The organism is Streptomyces sp. NPDC021212, assembly GCF_044332925.1.
In the GTDB taxonomy this organism is placed as follows: Bacteria; Actinomycetota; Actinomycetes; order Streptomycetales; family Streptomycetaceae; genus Streptomyces.
The window spans coordinates 50,109-70,254 of the sequence record NZ_JBIRPZ010000009.1; the positions used below are offsets into that span (position 1 = coordinate 50,109).

General features: G+C 69.9%; 22 protein-coding genes. 14 read left to right on the top strand and 8 right to left on the bottom strand.

Features of this window, described 5'->3' with window-relative positions:
* The first annotated feature begins 49 nt into the window (after nucleotides 1–49).
* Nucleotides 50–1,390, top strand: a complete 1,341-nt coding sequence (locus ACH4SI_RS24250) for a dicarboxylate/amino acid:cation symporter (RefSeq protein WP_398298920.1) — start codon at nucleotides 50–52, stop codon at nucleotides 1,388–1,390.
* Between the two features lie 206 nt (nucleotides 1,391–1,596).
* Entirely contained in the window at nucleotides 1,597–2,517 is a 921-nt protein-coding gene (locus tag ACH4SI_RS24255; RefSeq protein ID WP_398298922.1) for a phosphotransferase enzyme family protein, read from the top strand.
* 5 nt (nucleotides 2,518–2,522) lie between these two features.
* On the opposite strand, the gene ACH4SI_RS24260 is transcribed toward ACH4SI_RS24255, so the two are convergent.
* Complete coding sequence (locus ACH4SI_RS24260; RefSeq protein WP_398298924.1) at nucleotides 2,523–3,893, bottom strand: sporulation protein; 1,371 nt, start codon at nucleotides 3,891–3,893, stop codon at nucleotides 2,523–2,525.
* A 476-nt stretch (nucleotides 3,894–4,369) separates the two neighbouring features.
* On the opposite strand from ACH4SI_RS24260, the gene ACH4SI_RS24265 reads away from it, so the two are divergent.
* The 3 genes from ACH4SI_RS24265 (at nucleotide 4,370) to ACH4SI_RS24275 (ending at nucleotide 5,731) form a co-directional block, all read left to right on the top strand.
* On the top strand, nucleotides 4,370–4,702 hold the full coding sequence (locus ACH4SI_RS24265) for a hypothetical protein (protein WP_398298926.1): 333 nt from the start codon (nucleotides 4,370–4,372) through the stop codon (nucleotides 4,700–4,702).
* On the top strand, nucleotides 4,699–4,959 hold the full coding sequence (locus tag ACH4SI_RS24270; protein WP_398298928.1) for a hypothetical protein: 261 nt from the start codon (nucleotides 4,699–4,701) through the stop codon (nucleotides 4,957–4,959). Before ACH4SI_RS24265 ends, ACH4SI_RS24270 begins: the two co-directional genes overlap by 4 nt.
* 295 nt (nucleotides 4,960–5,254) lie before the next feature.
* On the top strand, nucleotides 5,255–5,731 hold the full coding sequence (locus tag ACH4SI_RS24275; protein WP_398298930.1) for a hypothetical protein: 477 nt from the start codon (nucleotides 5,255–5,257) through the stop codon (nucleotides 5,729–5,731).
* A gap of 115 nt (nucleotides 5,732–5,846) precedes the next feature.
* Here the strand turns inward: ACH4SI_RS24275 and ACH4SI_RS24280 are convergent, their stop codons facing one another.
* A complete protein-coding gene (locus ACH4SI_RS24280) occupies nucleotides 5,847–6,485 on the bottom strand; it encodes a hypothetical protein (RefSeq protein ID WP_398298932.1) in 639 nt (212 codons plus the stop codon).
* A gap of 221 nt (nucleotides 6,486–6,706) precedes the next feature.
* Between ACH4SI_RS24280 and ACH4SI_RS24285 the strand changes: the two genes are divergently transcribed.
* From ACH4SI_RS24285 to ACH4SI_RS24300, 4 genes are read left to right on the top strand one after another with little or no spacing between them, the layout of a single operon-like run.
* Complete coding sequence (locus tag ACH4SI_RS24285; protein ID WP_398298934.1) at nucleotides 6,707–7,288, top strand: hypothetical protein; 582 nt, start codon at nucleotides 6,707–6,709, stop codon at nucleotides 7,286–7,288.
* On the top strand, nucleotides 7,288–7,740 hold the full coding sequence (locus ACH4SI_RS24290) for a hypothetical protein (RefSeq protein WP_398298936.1): 453 nt from the start codon (nucleotides 7,288–7,290) through the stop codon (nucleotides 7,738–7,740). Before ACH4SI_RS24285 ends, ACH4SI_RS24290 begins: the two co-directional genes overlap by 1 nt.
* A 23-nt stretch (nucleotides 7,741–7,763) precedes the next feature.
* Nucleotides 7,764–8,204 carry a hypothetical protein gene (locus ACH4SI_RS24295; RefSeq protein WP_398298938.1) on the top strand — a complete coding sequence of 147 codons (441 nt, stop codon included), beginning with the start codon at nucleotides 7,764–7,766 and terminating at the stop codon, nucleotides 8,202–8,204.
* Nucleotides 8,205–8,229: 25 nt separating this feature from the next.
* Nucleotides 8,230–9,273: an ATP-binding protein gene (locus ACH4SI_RS24300; protein ID WP_398298940.1), complete on the top strand. Its 1,044-nt coding sequence runs from the start codon at nucleotides 8,230–8,232 to the stop codon at nucleotides 9,271–9,273.
* On the opposite strand, the gene ACH4SI_RS24305 is transcribed toward ACH4SI_RS24300, so the two are convergent.
* Nucleotides 9,238–10,257 carry an alpha/beta hydrolase gene (locus tag ACH4SI_RS24305; protein ID WP_398298942.1) on the bottom strand — a complete coding sequence of 340 codons (1,020 nt, stop codon included), beginning with the start codon at nucleotides 10,255–10,257 and terminating at the stop codon, nucleotides 9,238–9,240. The genes ACH4SI_RS24300 and ACH4SI_RS24305 overlap by 36 nt on opposite strands.
* Before the next feature lie 242 nt (nucleotides 10,258–10,499).
* On the opposite strand from ACH4SI_RS24305, the gene ACH4SI_RS24310 reads away from it, so the two are divergent.
* The gene (locus ACH4SI_RS24310; protein WP_398299482.1) at nucleotides 10,500–11,096 is read left to right on the top strand and encodes a TetR/AcrR family transcriptional regulator; all 597 of its coding nucleotides are present in this window, start codon (nucleotides 10,500–10,502) and stop codon (nucleotides 11,094–11,096) included.
* A gap of 23 nt (nucleotides 11,097–11,119) precedes the next feature.
* Here ACH4SI_RS24310 and ACH4SI_RS24315 read toward each other — a convergent pair whose 3' ends face one another.
* From ACH4SI_RS24315 to ACH4SI_RS24335, 5 genes are all read right to left on the bottom strand, one after another.
* Entirely contained in the window at nucleotides 11,120–11,719 is a 600-nt protein-coding gene (locus tag ACH4SI_RS24315) for a hypothetical protein (RefSeq protein WP_398298944.1), read from the bottom strand.
* The gene (locus tag ACH4SI_RS24320; protein ID WP_398298946.1) at nucleotides 11,716–12,216 is read right to left on the bottom strand and encodes a hypothetical protein; all 501 of its coding nucleotides are present in this window, start codon (nucleotides 12,214–12,216) and stop codon (nucleotides 11,716–11,718) included. Before ACH4SI_RS24320 ends, ACH4SI_RS24315 begins: the two co-directional genes overlap by 4 nt.
* Before the next feature lie 217 nt (nucleotides 12,217–12,433).
* Entirely contained in the window at nucleotides 12,434–13,612 is a 1,179-nt protein-coding gene (locus ACH4SI_RS24325; RefSeq protein WP_398298948.1) for a lipase family protein, read from the bottom strand.
* Nucleotides 13,613–13,808: 196 nt separating this feature from the next.
* Nucleotides 13,809–14,888, bottom strand: coding sequence for an AraC family transcriptional regulator (locus tag ACH4SI_RS24330; RefSeq protein WP_398298950.1), 1,080 nt, complete (start codon nucleotides 14,886–14,888; stop codon nucleotides 13,809–13,811).
* A gap of 186 nt (nucleotides 14,889–15,074) precedes the next feature.
* The gene (locus tag ACH4SI_RS24335; RefSeq protein ID WP_009715975.1) at nucleotides 15,075–15,278 is read right to left on the bottom strand and encodes a cold-shock protein; all 204 of its coding nucleotides are present in this window, start codon (nucleotides 15,276–15,278) and stop codon (nucleotides 15,075–15,077) included.
* A gap of 362 nt (nucleotides 15,279–15,640) precedes the next feature.
* Here ACH4SI_RS24335 and ACH4SI_RS24340 point away from each other — a divergent pair, with 362 nt between their 5' ends.
* The 4 genes from ACH4SI_RS24340 (at nucleotide 15,641) to ACH4SI_RS24355 (ending at nucleotide 20,123) form a co-directional block, all read left to right on the top strand.
* Nucleotides 15,641–16,513, top strand: coding sequence for a menaquinone biosynthetic enzyme MqnA/MqnD family protein (locus tag ACH4SI_RS24340; RefSeq protein ID WP_398299484.1), 873 nt, complete (start codon nucleotides 15,641–15,643; stop codon nucleotides 16,511–16,513).
* 68 nt (nucleotides 16,514–16,581) lie between these two features.
* Nucleotides 16,582–18,417: a serine/threonine-protein kinase gene (locus ACH4SI_RS24345; RefSeq protein ID WP_398298953.1), complete on the top strand. Its 1,836-nt coding sequence runs from the start codon at nucleotides 16,582–16,584 to the stop codon at nucleotides 18,415–18,417.
* Between the two features lie 57 nt (nucleotides 18,418–18,474).
* Entirely contained in the window at nucleotides 18,475–19,674 is a 1,200-nt protein-coding gene (mqnC, locus tag ACH4SI_RS24350) for a cyclic dehypoxanthinyl futalosine synthase (RefSeq protein WP_398298955.1), read from the top strand.
* Nucleotides 19,674–20,123: an imidazolonepropionase-like domain-containing protein gene (locus ACH4SI_RS24355; RefSeq protein WP_398298957.1), complete on the top strand. Its 450-nt coding sequence runs from the start codon at nucleotides 19,674–19,676 to the stop codon at nucleotides 20,121–20,123. The genes mqnC and ACH4SI_RS24355 overlap by 1 nt, the downstream gene beginning before the upstream one ends.
* Nucleotides 20,124–20,146 lie beyond the last annotated feature (23 nt).

Below are 20,146 nucleotides of genomic sequence, written 5' to 3' on the forward strand. Positions count from 1 at the left end.
ATCCCGTACGGACTCCTGGCTTTTTCTCGCCCTGCTTACCTCCCCCGGAGTGTGTCCGTTGTCGTCCCTCCCCGAGACGTCCGGCCGGACGTCGTCCTTCCGCTTGCCCAAGGTGCCGTTCTGGGCGCAGATCCTGCTGGGTCTCGTCCTCGGTGTGGTGCTCGGCTGGGTCGCCCGCAGCGGCGACGTCGGCTGGCTGGTCACCACGCTCGACAAGATCGGCTCGATCTTCGTCCAGCTGCTGAAGCTCGCCGTCGCCCCGCTGGTCTTCTTCGCGATCCTGATATCGATCACGAACCTGCGGAACGTCAGCAACGCCGCCCGGCTGGCCACCCGCACGCTGCTGTGGTTCATGGCCACCTCGCTCATCGCGGTCGCCATCGGCCTGGCCATCGGCCTGCTCACCAACCCGGGCGCGGGCACCGGCCTGACCGCGAAGGACGGCGCCAAGCCCGACGAGGCCGGGTCCTGGCTGGACTTCCTCACCGGCATCGTGCCGACGGACGTCATCACGCCGTTCACCGATCTGCAGGTGTTGCAGATCGTCTTCATGGCCGCTGTCGCGGGCGTCGCCGCCCTCCAGCTCGGTGAGAGGGCGCAGCCGATCCTCACCCTGAGCCAGTCGGTGCTGGAGCTGCTGCAGAAGGCCCTGTGGTGGGTCATCCGCCTCGCCCCGCTGGGCAGCCTGGGGCTCATCGGCTCCGCCATCGCCGAGTACGGCTGGAACCTCATCAGCAAGTACGCGACCTTCACCGCCGACGTCTACATCGGCTGCGCGCTGGTGATGTTCGGCGTCTACCCGCTGCTGCTGGCGACCGTCGCCAAGGTCAACCCGCTGAGCTTCTTCAAGGGCGCCTGGCCCGCGATCCAGCTGGCCTTCGTCTCCCGCTCCTCGGTCGGCACCATGCCGCTCACCCAGAAGGTCACCGAACGCCTGGGAGTGCCCAAGGAGTACGCGTCCTTCGCGGTGCCCTTCGGCTCGACCACCAAGATGGACGGCTGCGCCTCCATCTACCCGGCGCTCGCGGCGATCTTCATCGCCGAGATCTTCGGCGTGCACCTCGGCCTCGGTGACTACCTGCTGATCGCCTTCGTCTCGGTCATCGGCTCCGCCGCCACGGCCGGTCTCACCGGCGCGACGGTCATGCTCACCCTGACCCTCTCCACCCTCGGCCTCCCCCTGGAGGGCGTCGGCCTGCTGATGGCCATCGACCCGGTCCTGGACATGATGCGGACGGCCACGAACGTCGCCGGCCAGGCCCTGATACCGGTCGTGGTCTCGGCCCGCGAGAAGATCCTCGACCACGACGCCTACAACAACGCCACCGCGTCGCCCCTGGACGACCGTGACGAGGCCGCCGAGCCGGAGCGTCAACTGGCCACCGCGTAGCGACGGTCGCCCCGTACTGCCTCGACATCGTCCCCGTTCTCTGCTGAGAGCGGGGACGATGTGCTGTGCTGTGGCTGACCGTCATGCTCCGTCACGTCTTCGTTCCCACGTCGTGGGTACCGTCGCAGTGATGTCTGCCGTGAGTCGCTGACGGCCTTGCGGTTGGTCCCTGGGCCCGGCGGCGTGATGGAGAGGAGCCGAACCGCATGCCGTCTGGCGCTGCACAGGGTTCAGGAGAGGGGTTCTCGTCGGCAGGTGCTACGCAGGCTATGGCTGCTGCGTGCCGACGAGTGGGCCTCGGCAGCGACGGGGCCCAACTGATCCGCTTGGGAGAGAACGCGCTCTTCCGGCTGACGGAGCACCCGGTGGTCGTGCGCATCGCAAGATCAACGGAGTATCTGCCCTCTGTACGGGGCGAGGTGGAGGTGTCGCGCTGGCTGGAGCGTGAAGGCTTCCCGGCGGCCCGTGTCGTCGATGATCTGGAGCAGCCGTTGGTCATCGACGGCCATCCGGTGACGTTCTGGCACTTGATAAAGGAGAACGACCGGAAGGCAACCTACGGAGAGTTGGGGGCAATTCTGCGTGACCTCCACTCGCTGAGCCTGCCGGACGGTCTGAGCCTTGCACCATTCCCTGCCTTGGACCGAACCGATCGGCGCATTGATGCGGCTACCGACATACCGGAGGATGACCGCGAATTCCTACGCAAGCGTGCGCGGGAGTTGCGCGACCGGATTGGAGATCTTCGCTTCGAGTCCAAGAAGGGGCCGGTACACGGTGATGCGCATGTCCAGAACCTCATGGTGGATCGGAACGGCCGAGTAATTCTTATCGACCTGGAGAGGTTCAGCTTCGATCATCAGGAGTGGGACCTGATGGTTACTGCCACTGAGCATCACAGTCTCCGTTGGCAGACCCCGGAGCAGTATGCGGAGTTCACTGGTGCGTACGGCAGAGATCTGCGCGAGTGGTCTGGGTTCGCCACTCTGCGGGGCGTTCAGGAATTCAACATGACCACTTGGCTCATGCAGAACGTTTCCGAGAGCGCTGAGGTAGCCGAGGAGTACGCTCGGCGCGTTGCTTCCCTGCGGGATGATGACGCGCCGCGCAACTGGCATCCGGGCTGAGGTCGCTATTCGTCATCCATCTGCGTCATCGCGTCACGTACCTGCTCGTTGAACTGCTGCACGGTACTGTTGCTGGCGTGGACCGACACTGCGTGCTGGAAGTCCGTAACGTACCGCTGAAAGCGTGCGGATTGGAGGGCGTCCCCGGCCTCGACAGCGAGACCCGCTGTAGTGACTGCCGCTTCGAGTTCACCATTCAGTAGCTGACTCTGGGCGAGCACCATGCGGCAGAAGCCGAGCGTGCGGGCGTACTTGGGGTCCGTGAGGGAGACTGCTCGTTCTGCGAAGTGCACGGCCTCACGGCTTTTCCCGAGATCACGGAAGCAGTGACAGAACTCGCCGACCAGTTCGGCTTCATCCATGTAGGAGAGCCACTCCGGATCGTCACCGGTATCGGCGAGTTCGAAAAATCGCTCTGCCTCGTTCATTGCACGTCCCGCCCCCGTGTGGTCCCCTACGGTAGAGAGGGCGCGTGCTTCGTGAGCCGCGAACAGAGCCATTCCGCGTGGCGTGGAGTGGGCTCGTCCTCCCTCAATGGCTGCCCTGGCAAGACGCATGGCGCGCGATGCCTGCCTCAAGTAATTGGCTTGGTGGCTCATGTTGGCAAGGATGCGCGCACCCATCATTCGGTCGTCGACAACCTGCGTCAGCCGGAGAGTCGACATCATGTACCGGTCGGCAAGCGTGTGATTGCCGCTGTCGTACGCCGTCCACGCCAGGAGTTGTGAAATCTCCGTTGCCGCTCCGAACAGTGCCGTGCCTACCTTGGCGCTGTAACTTGCGTCCAGTAGCGGCAACACTTCCTCACGGAAATAGTGGCGGAACGCCTTGTGCGCGTGACCGCCGCCAAATTGGAAATCGAGCTGCATGAAGTACCCGGCCGCAGTGCGGATAGCGGCGATGTCCCTCATGCCCACGCGACGGGATCCAGCGGAGTCATTGCTGAGACCGTCCGGACGTGAGACCAGCCACGTGAGGGCAGCGTGATCAACGTCCGCCTCGGTCAGGAGAAGTTCGCTCGGTGGATCGTCTTCTGGTCGTAGCCGCGCAAGGCCGTCAAGGACACTCAGAGCTTCGGGTAGCGACTTGGCGTAGTTCACGCCGGCTGTTGGGGTGACCGGCACCGGTCCAGGGAAGCCAAGATCCGTCGGCGTGATCGTTCGATGCAGTTTGTCGCTCAGAGCTTCCGCTACGAACGCCGCAGTCTGCGGCTGAATGCCTCCGCCATCGAGCCATCGCTGCACGGAGACATGCGTGGTCCCTCGCTGTTCGCCATGTCGCGCCGCAACTTCACAGACCCGCCTGGCTAAGCCCTTGTTCGACGCCCCGGCTTCCTTCATGTGAGCGGCCAACCGGTGATTCGGCTTTTTGTCCACCCCCGCTGTCACCCCCGACATCACGTCAAGTGTTCATCCTGTCACAGCAAGTTTCTTTGTGGTGTGGGTTCATGGCGAGCCCCCATGCCTGCCTCCGCGAACCCCCTGCGTGCACGTGGACCCCCACGTGATCGCTGCCGCCTGTTCCAAGACAGTCGTTGACTGTCGAGAACGTAAGGACCCCGGCGGTGCGTGCGGCACCCCGGGGCGTGGCCAACCTGAGGAAAGCAGGTCGACATGCGGAACTGTATCGACAGAATCTTCGAACTGTTGGCGCGAGTAGTACGGCTTGGGCCGGGACGTTGTCGCACAGTCGAGACAAGCCTTCCCGAGAGTGGCGGGGATGCTCCGACGCTGCGCTTTCCGCGCGTGCACCAGGCGCCCGTCCGGCCGTACGTCGTGGCGCATGAACGGCGTCGGGAGGGACTCCCCCGAGTGGAGGTGCTGTGTGCTCCCCACGGGATGGTGGTGGTCCGATGAGTACGCAACCGCGCTTGTTGCCGTGGAACGGAACGGCTGGCCAGCCGTGCTACCTGGTGACCGACGAGGACGGCAAGGGGTATCTGTCTCAGCTCGCTGACGAGATGGAAGCGGTCCAACTGCGCATGGGCGCTGAACTTCTCGACCATGCTCGCGCGCTTCTCGGTAATCCGAAGGTGGGAGCCGGTGAACTCCGCTTCTTTCGAATCGTCTGGGTCGAGGCGCTTCATGATGCGCTCCGGGTCGCGGATAGCCGCGGGAGGCGCCTTCCCGCGCCTGATGAGGACGAGGACGACGGATCGGCTCAGGAGAACGGGGTGCTCGGATGAGTGACACGTCAGAAGGCTGGAAGGTCAGCCCTGTCCCGGGGCGTGGGCTGCGGCCTCGTAAGAACGGTCATTTTGAGCTGCCGCTTCATGTGCTCCGCCCCGAGGGCGCTGCCGGGGCCTCGCTGGTGCTGACCGTGGTGGAAGCGGAGCAGTTGCACGCGGCCTTGTGCTACGCGCTCGACGGCGAACCTGCTCCTGTCGACGCACCGGAGTGCCGAAAGCCGGTCCGCTACCCGGGTGGCCGACAGCAGTACTGAGATCCGCGGCTACGGGCAACAACCGAAGAAGTAATACCGGCCCGCGTGCCTGGTCAACTCCTGGGGGTCTGCTGGAGACCGATCATGAACCCCGGTGCCAGTGGCACCGGGGTCGTCGTCGTGCTCTCGTTCGTCATGGCTATTTGATCCCATTTCGTTACCTTCATTCTTCTTCACGAAATAGCTGCCACCTTGGGAATCTTCGTGTACATGAGAGATCGCGCCGGGCTGGGGGCGCCGCAGTGTCACTCGTGGCCCTCCCAGTGCCGGACGACCCAAACAGGTTCGGGGGCCCGTGAGCATCTTCCAGCGTGATCCGGAGAAGTCCGCCGCTCGTCAGGCGCGGCGCGAGTTGGCCAGGGCTGACGCCGCAAGGAAGCGTCGGGCCAAGCAGGAGGAGAAAGCGCGGCTGCGAGCCTGGCGGGCAGAGCACCCGTCGGAGACGGCCATGAACCGTGCGGCCATGCTCCACATGTGGGCCAAGTCCGAGTACGGGGAGACGTCGTTCGGCCCCGTAGCGGGTGGGAGCGCCGAGTTCTTCAACGCTGGTGCGCACAAGGCGTGGACGGCTACCCGCCTGGTCGGCGGTGCCATGACTCTGGGAGCTTCGGCTTTGGCGACGGGCCGCAAGAACAAGGGTGCTGCGGCCATCAACGTCGTGTTCGGCAACGGGGCAGCCCAGTCCTGGGTCGTGAAGCCGGATGCTGCGGACCTGAAGGCGGCCAATCAGTACTCACGCCTTCAACGCCCTTGCTCGGCAGCTGGCGGCTGAGGAGAGCGAGAACAGTCCGGATGCCGATGAGTGAACCTGGACTGTCGCATCGGGGCCGACGAGCTGGAGCGTCGGTTGGCCATCGCGTAATCCTTCGGGGCGCTGGGGCACCGTGCTATGCGTTGAGGCCCAGCTTCATGTAGATCGTCTCGTAGCCGTCGGCGATGCTCAGGTCGGCATTGAGGAACGCGGTGCGTGGTGGGACGTTGACCCGCACCGTGGCCTCCATGCGCTCGTCGTCGGCGAGATGGTCGGGGAGGGCTTCGCGCTTCATGCCGTCGACCTTCCAGGTGCCGTACACGATCGAGCCGTCGGGCAGGGACTGGCCTTCGTGGAGGCTCTCGTAGAGGTCGCTGCCGGCGAGATCGAGGACCTTGCCGCTGCCGTTGATGATCAGAACGGTGTACGTATACGTGAGGTCGCCGGGCTCGTGGTTGTCGTCACCCGGGGCCGGACGGATCCGCCGGGGCGTGCCGAAGGTCACGTCCACCCCGTTTTCGTACGGCTGGAGGATCCCGTCACGCTCCGGGTTTTCGCCGGTCACATCGATGCTGCCGTCGTGGGCCTCGATGTCACGCTTCACCGACCAGTTCAAGTAGAGAAGCGCGCACATGCCGCACAGGACCAGGATGAGCAGCGTGACCAGGGCCGCTGTGACGGCGCTGCGGGGGCCGACGAACTCGGGTTCGGGCGTCGGGCTCAGCTCCAGCTGCGGTGGGTCGGGCCGGGTGGGGCGCGGGTGGGATGTGGGCATGGCCGGAAGCTACGGCGCCGGACCGGACCGTCACATCCGCGCGGGGGCGGAGGGCGCCTAGGTACGGAGGCTCAGACGGCGTCCGGGCGCCGCAGCCGCAGGGCGATTTTTTCGATCAGTGAGTGCTGTATTCCTGTCAGTTTCTTTCACGGTATGTGTTATCCACTGTTACGGCGCTAATATGTGCTCGTGTACATGCGGTCGTAACGGGGGGAACGCGCATGCCTGACACCACAGCGGGGAAATCACTGCGATCCGCGCGCGACTTGATCGAAAAGGCGCTGCGGGAGATGGCGGACAAGGCCGTCCTGCCGAAACCGGGAGCCGATCGGGGCGTTGTCGGCAAAATCGCGCTCCGGCACATCCTGAAGATGATCGACGTCGTGATCGCGGCGCTGGAGGCCCCGCCGGAATCGGACTCGATCGTCGTGTACGGGATCCTCGCCGAGGAGTGCGAGCCCGTTCTGGGGCTGCCGTCGAGTGACGTCTTCAGCGCCCTCGTCGAGATGTGCGGCGAGCCGCACGGGTCGTCCATCCGGCCGGAACTGCCGCGGGCGAAGGCGGGGGTGATCGAGACGCTCCGCCGGGAGCTCGTCGCGGTGACCGTCGAATACCGGGCCCGGCCCGGGGGCACGGGGGTGCGGGTCATCGAGATGCTGTACGGCGCGGACCGGCAGAAGGTCCGACGGAAGCGCATCAAGCAGGAGATCGACTGGGGCGATATACCCGAGGACGTGCGCGCGCGGATCATTCGTGACGGCGATGAGGGCGTCACCTTGAGCCTTCCACTGGGGAGGGTCTGATGGCTTTCTTCATTCCTCTGATCATCCTGGCCCTCGGGCTGACCATGTGGAATCAGATCATGGTCTGGGCCCGGGACCAGCTTTTCCCCTGGGTGGCCGAGCACCTTCCCTGGATGTCCGACACGGTGAAGCTCGCATTCACCGAGCTGGACAGGTACGCCACCGCGATCCGCAGGAATGTGAAGGCGGCCTGGAATCAGCTGCGGACATATCTGCTCGAACAGGTCATCGAGTTCGAGAAGGGATTGGTCCCGAACACCTACGTCCGGCGCATGACCGCGCTGATGAAGAGCCATCTGCGAAGCGACGCGCCGGTCAAGCGGATCGTGGTCGAGGAGGACGTCGCCTGGGACGACCTTCCCGAGAAATACCGTCAGTCGATCGTCGCGGGCAGCGCGGGCGGTTATCGCATGGACGTGACCAGGATGCGCGACCAGGAACTCGAAGAATGACCCGCAGAGGAAGAAACGGGCATATGTCGCTGTGGTGGTGGACGGGCGTCGGTGTAGTGGCGGTGGCGGCGGTCCTGGTGGTGTCGCGGCAGTGGCCGCGGCCCGCCGGGCGTGCGGGGGGCCGCGGTCTCACCGCCGTCGTGCTGGATGCCCTGGCCGAGGACTGGGCGGCGCGCTTGGACACGGGCCCCGATGACATCCGGGCCGCCGTTCTCGGGTCCGGAGCGCCCGAGTTGCGCGCCCGGCTCGCATCGGAAGTGCGTGAGGTGGAGGTCGTGTTCATCAGGCCCGCGACCGGGCGGTCGGACGCGCACACCGTCGTCCGCTGCGTCTTCGGAAATCCCGAAAGCGCATTGGTGACCGAGACGGTCACCGGCTGGGACGACATTCCCGACGCAGTCCGCGCGGAGTTCATCTGCCAGGAAAACGACGAGGTCAGCCGCCGCTGGACCGTGGCGGGCTGACACACACTGATACGGGGGGCAGTGCATGGACGAGGGACGTAACACCGTGCCGCGGCGCTGGACGTTCGCCGATTCCGGCGACGGCGCGGCCAAGTCGGCGACGGCGACCTCGACCGCGACCGTGAAGGCGGATGCCGGACGTACCGAAGGCGGCAGGGAATCAACGGAGGGGGTCGACTTCCGGGTGGAGCATCCCACCCGGACCTTCGACGATCTCGTCCTCGCGGATGTGGTGCGCAGACGCGTCGACACCGCGCTGAACGTCGTCGCGCACCGGGACGTGCTGTTCAAGGAATGGAATCTGGCCGCGATTTCACCGCACCGCGGCGGTGCGGTGGTGAGCCTGTACGGCCCGCCCGGTACGGGGAAGTCCGCGTGCGCGGAGGCCATCGCGCACCGGCTCGGCCGGCCGTATCTCCGGGTGAGCTATGCCCAGATCGAATCCCGTTACGTCGGCGAGACGCCGAAGAACATCGTGCGCTGTTTCGCCGAGGCCCGCCGGAGCGATGCCGTGCTCATCTTCGACGAGGCGGATTCCATTCTCGGGCGGCGGCTGAGCCGGGTCACCCAGAGCGCGGACCACAGCGTCAATGTGTCCCGCTCGGTGATGCTCACCGAACTGGACCATTTCGACGGCGTCGTCGTCTTCACGACGAACTTCCCGGAAAACTACGATGTGGCGTTCGTCCGGCGGATCCTGGCGCATATCCGGCTGGAACTGCCCGACCTCGCCGCCCGGCGCGATCTGTGGACGAAACTCCTCCCGGAGGAGATGCCGGTGCACCCCGAGGTCACCGCCGACATCCTGGCGGCCGAATCCGAGGGCATGGCCGGCGGCGACATCGTGAACGTCATCATGGCGGCCGCCGCGGCGGCCGTGGCCCGTCGCGGAGAGCGGCGCGTGGTCGAACTCGCCGATCTCCGCGACGAACTGACCGCCTCGGCGCGGGCGCGGCGCGAGGTCGGGCACCCGCCCGCGTCACCGCGCCTGGTGGCCTGGGAGGACGTGCCCCACCCCAGCCAGGAGCAGGCCTCAGGGGCGGGTGAGGGCGGTGGTCAGAAGAGGTAGCGCACGGCCCAGTTCGCGCTCCCAGTACGGCCAGGTGTGGGTGCCGGGGCCGTAGAGGCGGGCGGTGAGGGCCAGGCCGTGGGCCCGGGCGCGGCGTACGTAGTCCCGGGCCATCAGCCCGAGGCCCTGTTCGAGGGTGTCGACGGGACGGTCCGCGGGGTCCAGCGGCCCTGGGCTGCCGTCGCCGCAGGAGACGTACACCGGGTAGCCGCGGGGGAGGCGGGTGAGCTGGGTGTACGGGTCGTGGGCCGCCCAGAGGGCGGGCTGGGCCGCGGGGTCGCCCCACAGGGCGGTGGGGTCGGCTCCGTACCGCTGCACGATGCCCTGGATGCCGGCCGGGTCCCGCAGCGGGTGGATGACGCCGCTGAACGACGCGGCCGCGCGGAAGAGCCGGGGGTGGCGGGCCGCGTAGGACAGGGCGCCGAAGCCGCCCATCGACAGGCCCGCGATCGCCCGGCGGCCGTTGCCGCGCAGCGCGCGCTCCAGCAGCGGGCGCAACTCGGCCAGGTGGAAGGTCTCCCAGGCGGGCGGGCCGTAGGCGCCGCCGTTCCACCAGTCCGAGTAGAAGCCGGCGGGGCCGCCCTCCGGGGACACCACCAGGGCGGGGAGGGACGCGGTCAGCCCCTCGACGTCGGTGTTGAGGGTCCAGGCTTCCCAGCCCGGGCCCGGGTCGCAGCAGCCGTGCAGGAGGTACAGGACCGGCCAGCGGCGGTGCGGCAGGCGGTCGTAGCCGCGGGGCAGCAGCACCCGGGCGTGGCCGTCGCGGGCGAGGGCGGGGGAGTGGATGGTCAGGTCGAGGACGCGTTCGCCGACGCGGTCGGCGGCGGTGATGCGGGCCCGATCGGTGGTCGTGCCGCGGGCCCGGTCGGTGGAGGTGCTGCGGGTCCGGTCGGCGGGCCGGGAGCGGGCCTCGGCGGGGGTGGGGAGAAGAGGCGCGGCGGCCAGTGCGGCGAGAGCGGCTGCGGCGCGGCGGCGGGAGGGCATCGTCCGTATCTCCTTCGCTCGGTGCGTGCGGAGCTGAACGGGGCGTTGCACATGCGCAGTTGCCACTGTGAAGGGGTTGGCGGGCCGTGACAAGAGTGGTGCGCCGGGCAGGTGATCTTCGTCGTGGTCCGCCGTAGGCTGGTGGGCGTAAGGCGTGTGCGGGGGCACTGGCGGAGGGGGCGGTCCGCGTGGGCGGGGCGACGAGGAGCAAACGCGTACCGCGGGTGGTACGGGAGCAGCAGATGCTGGACGCGGCGGTGCGGGCCTTCGCGCGGCGCGGCTACAGCCACGCCTCCATGGACGACATCGCCGAGCTGGCCGGGGTGTCCAAGCCGCTGGTCTATCTGTACCTCAACTCCAAGGAAGACCTGTTCGCGGCGTGTATCCGGCGCGAGGCGGCGTCGCTGGTGGCTGCGGTGCGGGGCGCGGTCGAGCGGGGCGCGCCGGCGGACCGTCAGCTGTGGAGCGGGCTGAGCGGCTTCTTCGCGCACACCGCCCGGCACCCCGACGGATGGGCGCTGCTGCACGTTCAGGCGCGGACCCACGGTCACCCTTACGCGCACGAAGTGGCGGCGATGCGGGCGGAGATCGTGGCGTTCGTGACCCAACTGATCGCGGCGGCGGCGCGCAAGGGCGCGCGGGAGCGGCGGCTGGCCGCTGCCGAGGTGTCCGGGCTCGCGCACGCGCTGGTCGGGGCGGCCGAGTCGCTGGCGGACTGGGCGGGCGACGCGCCGGAGCCGGACGGGCCCTCGGCCCAGGAGGCGGCGGCGACCCTCATGAACTTCGCCTGGGCGGGGCTCGGGAACCTGCTGCGCGGACAGGGCTGGTCGCCCGCCTAAGGGCCCAAGGGCCCTAGGGGGTGTCAGCCGATCCGCGCCCGTGCGTACAGCGCCGCCGGGTCCGCCGCGCGGGACACCGCCGAGGGGTGCGCGTCCCGCTGGGACACCGGATGTCCGACGCCCTCCCGCCAGGCAGCGGACGGGTCCGTTCCGCTGTCCGAGCCCGCCTTGTCGGGCGCCAGGTCGAGCGGCAGGAAGTTGGACGGGGCGGTGTGCCAGCCGTCCGGTGCCACCCGGGTGGCCAGCAGGTACGTCCGTCCGGGCAGCAGTGCCGGGGCCTCGCCCACCTCGACCCGCTGCCGCCGCAGCGGATCGTCGCCGCCCTCCTGGGCGACCCGTACCTTCCCGGACACCTTCCCCTTGAGGGTGGACTGGACCTCGACCCGGTACGTCGTCCACAGCAGCCGGTCGCCGTCGGTGCGCCGCACCCCCTCGCGGGCGGTGACCTTGCCGAGGAACACGTCGTCGGCCCAGCCCGCGGCGAGCCCGGGCGTGTCCAGCCGGACCGCGTAGGTGGGGTGGTAGTGCGTACTGCCGTAGGGGACCTCGAACCAGGCAAGCGTGGCGCCGCCCACCGCCGCCAGGGCCGTGCCCAGCGCGATCGTCGCGGTGCGGGGCCTCATGAGCCCCACACGGCCCGGTACGCGGCGATGTCGGCGGCCGCGGGGGCGAAGGCGGTGCGGGTGTCGTTGCAGTACATGACCGCGCCGCGGGAGGAGCGGTGGCCCAGCCGGAGGGCGTGGCCCAGCTCGTGGGTGACGATGCCGCGCTTCACGTCGGCCGGATACGCGTCGAGGAAGTGGTGGTTGAGGACGATGTCGTCGGAGCCCAGCTCATGGGATTCCCACAGCCCCGACCAGCCGATGTCGGCGCGGTCGACGTCGGTCGTGTCGACGTCCGCGTAGGCCGAGCCGGAGTGCGGTTTGATGTCGACCTTGCCCAGGGCGTTCCAGGCCTCCCGGGCCCGCGCCCACTCCGCGGTGTACTTGGTGTGCAGGGTGTACGTCAGCTCCGAACCGTCCACCGATCCGGTCGTGTTCGGGTCGTCCGGGCAGTCGGCGGCGACGGCCGGTGCCGCGGGCAGCCCCGCGCACAGCCCGGCGGTCAGGGACGCGCTCACCGCGACGCGTATACACCGCCGGGTGAAACGGGCGCCATTCCATCGACCCACGTCCGCAAACCCCTCGTTCGTGTGAGGACCTTCGTGTGAGGACCCAAGAGCTTCAACGTACGAGGGGCCGCGGCGCGCCGCATGCGCACGGGGGCCTCCCGGGGGAACCGGAGGCCCCCGGGCCGGCTTCCGTGGTTCAGGTGCCGGTGGTTCAGGTGCCGCCGACTCAGGTGCCGCAGTTACCGGCGGTCGGCTCATCGGCGAGCCGCGCGCCGAGCCAGGCCATGGCGGGCGGGACCCCGCTGATCGCGGTCGTCACATGGTCGGTCGGGTAGCTCTTCCACTCCACCGGCGCGCCCCGCTCGCACCACCGGGTCCGCAGCCCCGCACCGACCTGGTACGGGATCAGCTCATCCGCCGTGCCCTGGTAGAGGTAGACCGGATGGTCGGGGGCGCGGTCGCCCAGATAGGAGGCGCGCAGCGCGGCCTTCCAGCGCGGCGAGGCCAGCGGATCCCGGACGGTCACGTCGGACAGGTTCTGGAAGAGCCCGGCGATGGTGCTGATCGTGGCGCAGTTGTTCCGCATGAAGGCGACGTCGTCCTTGCCCTTCTGGTTGAGGTAGGAGTCCAGGTCCAGTTCGGGGAAGGCCGCGTCCTGCCCGGCGAGCGCCATCAGGGCGAGCCCGGCGCCCACACCCCCGTCGTTGTACTCGAGGGTGGCCGGCAGATCGGCGGGGACGCCCCCGGCGACCGTGCCCTTCACCCGCAGCTCGGGCGCGTACGAGGAGCGCAGCTGGGCGGCCCATCCGGCCGCCTGGCCGCCCTGCGAGTAGCCCATGATCCCGACCGGGCCGTCCGGTGAGAGGCCCGCCTCGGGGAGCCGCTGCGCGGCGCGCGCCGCGTCCAGCAGGGCGTGCCCCTCGGACCGGCCGACCGTGTAGGTGTGGTCGCCGGGGGTGCCCAGGCCCTCGTAGTCGCTGACGGCGACGGCCCAGCCGCGGCGCAGCGCGAGGTCGATCAGCTGGCCCTCGGAGCTGGTGCCCTGCGGGAAGCGGTTGGAGGCGGCGCAGTCGTCGGCGAGGCCGACGGCGCCCATGCCCCAGGTGACGAGCGGACGGGGGCCGGTCTTGCCGTCGTCGGGGACGATGACGGTCCCGGAGACGACGTCTCCATCGCCCCGGGCGGTGGTCGAGCGGTAGGTGATGTGCCAGGAGCGGGTGGTGACCGGGGCGCCGGGCACGGTGCGGAACGATGTCGGGGACTTGGTGACGATGTCGCCGGGCCTGCCCTGGGTGGTGGCGGTCCGGTCGGTGTCGCTCGTGGCCATGGCCGGTGGCGCGAGGGGCAGCGCGGCGGGCAGGGCCAGGGCGGTGAGGGCGGCGAGCACGGTGGTGCGGGTGCGCATACGGCTCTCCCAAGGGTGCGATGGTGCTGCGGGCTGCGGTGCTGTGTGGGGGACCGTAGAGACGTGTGGTTTGCGTGTTGATGACCGGAGCGCTCAGATTCGCTGGCCCTATGTCTCACCGGGATGTCTCACCGGGCATGTCGCGCCGGGGATGTCTCACCCGCATGTCTCATCCGGCGTGTCTCGCCGGGCGTGCTCACCGGGCCGTGCGGCCGTACGCCAGCCGGTAGGCGCCGGGTGTCATCCCCGTCCAGCGCCGGAACGCCCGGTGGAACGCGGCGCCTTCGGAGAAGCCCAGCCGCACCGCCAGCTCCTCGATCGGTTCGCCGGTCCCGCGCAGGCTGCCGATCGCCGCGTCCCGCCGCACCTGGTCCTTGAGCCGCTGGAACGACGTGTCCTCTTCGTCCAGCCGCCGGCGCAGCGTCGCGGGGCTGACCGCGAGGCGGGCGGCGACCTCGCGCAGTTCCGGAAGCCGTCCGGTGGCGCGGCGGCCGCCCGGTCCGCCGCCGGTCCGCAGGCCCCCGGCGAGCGCGTGGCGCACCTGCTGGGCGACGGTCGTGCCGTACTCGGGGCGGCCGAGCAGTCCGTCGGGTGCGCGGCGCAGCAGCGCCTGGAGTGAGGCTTCGTCCTGGACCACGGGTGCGGACAGCCAGCGGGGGTCGAATCCGGCCGCGGTACGGTCCCCGCCGAAGTGCGGGGTGCAGTCGAAGAGATGCTCGTACTCGTCCGCGTGCGGGGGCGCGGGATGGGCGAACTGGGTCCACAGCAGCGGGATCCGGCGTCCGATCAGCCAGCCCGCGAGCCGGTGCCAGATGAGCATCAGCCATTCGGCGACGATCTGGCTCTCGTGGCGGGTGCGTAACCGCCCGTGGATGCCGAACACCGCCTCCCGGCCCTCGCCGCCCTCGCCGCGCTCAAGCGCCAGGTCCGGGCCGCCGGGGAAGAGCCGGTAGAAGCGTGCGCCGCGCTCCAGGGCGGTGCCGAGGTCGGGGCAGCCGAGCGAGGCGTAGCACATCATGGCGAACGTACCGGGCCGGCTGCGCGCGGATCCGAGCCCCAGGAACTCGTCCCCCGTGGCCCGGTGCAGGGCGCGCACCAGCCGGGCGAACTGCTCGGGGGAGAAACGCGCGTGGTCGTCGCCGAGCAGCAGCGGCGGTATCCGGGCCCGCTGGAGCAGCGGTGCGGTGTCCACGCCGAGCCGCTGCGCGCCGCGCACCGCGGCTCGTACGTGGTGCACCGTGACCGTTCGCCGCCCCCGGCCCTTGGTCCGCCCCATGGTGGAAACGGTAGCCCGACCGTGCGCGCGATGTCGACGGTGGGTCGTGTTCCGCTTACGTAGCGTGAGGCTCGGGGTTTCGATTTCGAAAGAAAATGAACGGTCCGTGAATGCAAAAAGCCGAAAAGGCAGGAGCCCTGCTCCCCCGCCGGTGCGGGGGAGCAGGGCTCCTTGGGTACTGCTAGCTCAGACCGCGCTGACGTTCTCGGCCTGCGGGCCCTTCGGGCCCTGCGTGACGTCGAAGGTCACGGCCTGGTTCTCCTCCAGGGAGCGGAAGCCAGACGCGTTGATCGCGGAGTAGTGAACGAAGACATCGGGGCCGCCGCCGTCCTGGGCGATGAAGCCGAAGCCCTTCTCGGCGTTGAACCACTTGACGGTTCCGGTAGCCATAAAGCCCTCCTTGGGCCAAAGGGTTGCCCTGCTCCAGAACCTGCAAGAAGTCTGAAAACTACAAAAGCCTGCGGTTACATGCTCCGCAGGCTCTGTACTGCAAGGGAAACCAAACTGCAACTTGCGGTGAGCTTAGCACGCTCCGTGTCCACGGGGAAAGAGCCGAAGATCACGAATGCGGGGGGTTTCCGGGCCCCGCGGGGCGGATAGGAACGCAGGTCGAGCGCGTGCTTCCCGCGAGATATCGGGCCATCCGGGTCACCCCGCCGCCGGTTCGCGGCAGGAGCGGGGCTAGCCTCCAGGTTGTGGACAATTCACCGAGTTCCCCCTCGCGGAGTACACCGGACGCCGCCGAAAGCGTCATCCCGAGGTCCCCGGGCCGCCGCGACCGACCGAGGGTCGGCCACATCCAGTACCTCAATTGCGTACCGCTGTATTGGGGTCTCGCCAGGACCGGCTCGCTGCTCGACTTCGAGCTGACCAAGGCGTCCCCCGACACGCTCAACGACCTGCTGGTCGCGGGCGGCCTCGACATCGGCCCGATCAGCCTCGTCGAGTACCTGCGCAACGCCGACGACCTGGTGGCGCTCTCCGACATCGCGGTGGGCTGCGACGGGCCCGTCATGTCCTGCGTGATCGTCTCGAAGGTGCCGCTGGAGCAGCTGGACAGGGCGCGCGTCGCGCTCGGCTCGGCCTCGCGCACCTCCGTACGCCTGGCCCAGCTGCTGCTCACCGAGCGGTACGGGATCGAGCCCGACTACTACACCTGCCCGCCCGACCTCAGCCTGATGATGCAGGAGGCCGACGCGGGGGTGCTGATCGGTGACGCCGCGCTGCGGGCCAACCTCCACCACGCCCCCAAGCTGGGCCTCCAGGTCCATGACCTGGGACAGATGTGGAAGGAGTGGACCGGGCTGCCCTTCGTCTTCGCGGTCTGGGCCGCCCGCCGTGAGTACCTGGAGCGCGAGCCGGAGATCGTGCGCGAGGTGCACCGGGCGTTCCTGGAGTCCCGGAACCTGTCCCTGGAGGAGGCGGGCAAGGTCGCCGAGCACGCAGCGCGCTGGGAGGACCTGGACGTGCCGGTGCTGGAGCGCTACTTCACCACCCTCGACTTCTCCCTGGGCGCGAAGCAGCTGGAGGGCATCGCCGAGTTCGCCCGCCGCACCGGCCCGACGACCGGCTTCCCGGCGGACGTCCGGGTGGATCTGCTGGAGGCCCCCGGCGTGAGCGGCTAGTCGACCGGGCTGGGCCGCCGCTGTCATGCCCGCCTAAGCTGGTCCGGCGCAGGCGATGGGGGAGGCACATGCATCCGCTGGGAGCGGAGGACCCGCAGGTCATCGGGGCTTACCGGCTGCTCGGACGGCTCGGCTCCGGCGGCATGGGCGTGGTGTACCTGGGCCGCAGCGCGGGCGGGCGCACGGTCGCGGTGAAGGTGGTGCACGCGCAGTTCGCGCTCGACGAGGAGTTCCGCGCGCGTTTCCGGCGCGAGGTCGACGCCGCGCGCCGGGTCGGTGGTTCCTGGACCGCGCCGGTCCTCGACGCCGACCCGGAGGCACGCGTTCCGTGGGTGGCCACCGGGTATGTGGCGGGCCCCTCGCTCAGCCAGGCCATCAGCGACGAGGGCCCACTGCCCGAGTCCTCGGTACGGGCCCTGGCCGCGGGGCTGGCGGAGGCGCTGGGCGCCGTCCACCGGCTGAGCCTGGTCCACCGCGACGTCAAGCCGTCCAACGTGCTGCTCGCCCTGGACGGCCCCCGGCTGATCGACTTCGGTATCGCCCGGGCCACCGAGGGCACCGTCTCCCTGACCTCCACCGGCGTCTCCATCGGCTCGCCCGGCTACATGGCGCCCGAGCAGATCCTCGGCCAGCCGGCGAGCGGTGCGGCCGACGTCTTCTCGCTGGGCGCCGTGCTGACGTACGCGGCCACCGGCGAGCAGCCCTTCCCGGGCGACAGCTCGGCCTCGCTGCTCTACAAGGTGGTCCACGAGGAGCCGCGGCTCGGCCCGGAGCTGACCGGTGAGCTGCGCGACGTGGTCGCGGAGTGCCTGGCCAAGGACCCCGCGGACCGCCCCACCCCCGAGCAGATCGCGCGACGGCTGGCCCCCGTGGACGGTGCCTCGGGGCTCGTACGGTCCGGCTGGCTGCCGGGGGCGCTGATCGAGCGGGTGAGCCGGCAGGCGATCGAACTGCTCGACCTGGAGGCGGAGGCGGTGGCGCCCTCGCCCGCCGCGAGCCCGCCCGCCGCGAGCCCGCCCGCCGCGAGCCCGCCCGCCGCGAGCCCGCCCGCCGTGAGCCCGCCCGCCGCAGCCGCAGCGTCCGGCACGCCCGGGTCCGGTACGCCGGTGCCTGGAACGCCCGCGTCCGGTACGCCGGTACCCGGTACGCCCGTACCCGGAACGCCCGCCGCATCGCCCCCGTCGGCCCCGGCGCTGGGCGCGTTCGGTCCGCCGGACCCGTCGTACGCGAACCGGCCGGGCCACGGGCCGGGCGACCCCGCGACCCCGCCGCCCGGCAACCGCCCGCCGAAGAGCGACGGCGAGGGGCAGGGCACGGATGGGCACGGCGGCCGCGGCTTCGCGCTCTCCGCCGCCCTCGGCGGCAAGAAGCGCCCCAAGGCCCTGAGTTGCTCCCTGGTGCTGTCCGTCGCGGGGGCGCTGGCCGTCGCGACGACCGCCGCGGTCCTCTTCCAGGTGCTCCCCGGGTCCGGCAGCGACGACAGCGGGTCCGACAAGAGCGCCGGCACTCCCACCCACACCCCGTCCGACGCGGCGTCCAAGCCCGGCGCGTCCGACGTGCCCAAGGGGTTCCTCGGTACCTGGCAGGGCGACCTCACCTCCAAGAACGGCATCCCCGTCGGCACCATGACCATCACCTTCCAGCGCGGCTCCACCGGCGAGCAGGTCGCGTCGGGCCGGGTGAAGCTGTCCGTGGTGCGCTGCGACTTCACCTGGAAGCTGGTCTCCGCCGCGCCGAAGGAACTGCACCTCGACGCCCGGTTCCGGGGTGACGGACCCCGGGAGGGGTGCAGCGACAGCTCGACCGACGAGCAGTACACCCTCGCCCCCGACGGCACCCTGAAGTACCGGGCGAAGGACCGGCAGGCCGGCGATCCGACCGGTACCCTGCGCCGCTTGCGCTGAGATGCGGGGGCGTACGCTGGGTCGGTCCGCCCGTAGACCTCCGAAAGGGACGCCCCGGTGACCGCACACGCCACGCTGCAGGCAGTCCTCGACCGCGCCGCCGCCGGGGGGCGCATCACCCCGGAGGAGGCGCTGGACCTCTACCGGTCCGCGCCGTTGCACGCCCTGGGGACCGCCGCCGACACCGTACGCCGCCGCCGCTACGCGGGCACCGAGCACATCGCGACATACATCATCGAGCGGAACATCAACTACACCAACGTGTGCGTGACGGCGTGCCGGTTCTGCGCGTTCTACGCCGCGCCCAAGGACACCGCCAAGGGCTGGACCCGCGACCTCGACGACATCCTGCGGCGCTGCGCCGAGACCGTCGAACTGGGCGGCACCCAGATCATGTTCCAGGGCGGCCACCACCCGGACTACGGCGTCGAGTACTACGAGAAGCACTTCGCGGCCATCAAGGAGGCGTTCCCCCAGCTGGTGATCCACTCGCTGGGCGCCTCCGAGGTCGAGCACATGGCGCGCATCTCGGGCGTATCGGTGGAGGAGGCGATCCGCCGCATCCACGCCGCGGGTCTGGACTCCTTCGCGGGCGCGGGCGCCGAGTTGCTGCCCGAGCGGCCGCGCAAGGCCATCGCCCCGCTGAAGGAGTCCGGCGAGCGGTGGCTGGAGATCATGGAGATCGCCCACAACCTCGGGGTCGAGTCCACCTCCACGATGCTCATGGGCACCGGTGAGACCAACGCGGAGCGGATCGAGCACCTCCGCATGATCCGCGACGTACAGGACCGGACGGGCGGCTTCCGCGCCTTCATCCCGTACACCTACCAGCCCGAGAACAACCACCTGAAGGGCCAGACGCAGGCGACCGTCTTCGAGTACCTGCGGATGATCGCGATCGCCCGGCTCTTCCTCGACAACGTGGCCCACATCCAGGGCTCCTGGCTGACCGTCGGCAAGGAGGCCGGACAGCTCTCGCTGCACTACGGGGCGGACGACCTCGGCTCGGTGATGCTGGAGGAGAACGTGGTCTCCTCGGCAGGCGCCCGCCACCGCTCCAACCGGATGGAGCTGCTCCACCTCATCCGTACGGCCGGGCGGGTGCCCGCGCAGCGCGCGACCACGTACGAGCACCTGGTGGTGCACGACGACCCGGGACACGACCCGGTGGACGACCACGTCGTCTCGCACCTGTCCTCGACGGCGATCGACTCCGGCAAGGCCCACCCCGAGCTGAAGCTGATCGACGCCTCCTGATGCGCACGCTCCACGCGGCGCCGGTGGTCCGGTACACCCTCGGCGAGGGCGCGGTCCTGCACGACGGCGCGGTTCTGGTCGACGGCGGCCGCATCGGTGCCATCGGCCCCCTGGACGCGCTGCGGGCCGCGCATCCGCAGGCCCGGGTGCGGCGGTGGCCCGGCACCCTCGGCCCCGCCCTCGTCCACGACGGGCCGGTGCCGGACGCGCCGACGCCCCGGGAGCGGATCCACGCCCTGTTGCGGCTGGGCGCGACGGCGGTCCTGGCGGAGCACGTCGCCGATCCCGGGCTGCGCGCCGCCGCCGAACGCAACGAGATCGCCGTCGTCGACCGGCCGCGCCCGGCAGCGCTGGCCGAGGCCGCCCGCGCCGACCTGGCGGTCTTCGACGCGGACGGGGCATGCCTGGCCACCGTGCTCGCCGGGCGCCTGGTGCACCGCCGCCGCTGACCGTGTCTCCCGCGAGCCACGGC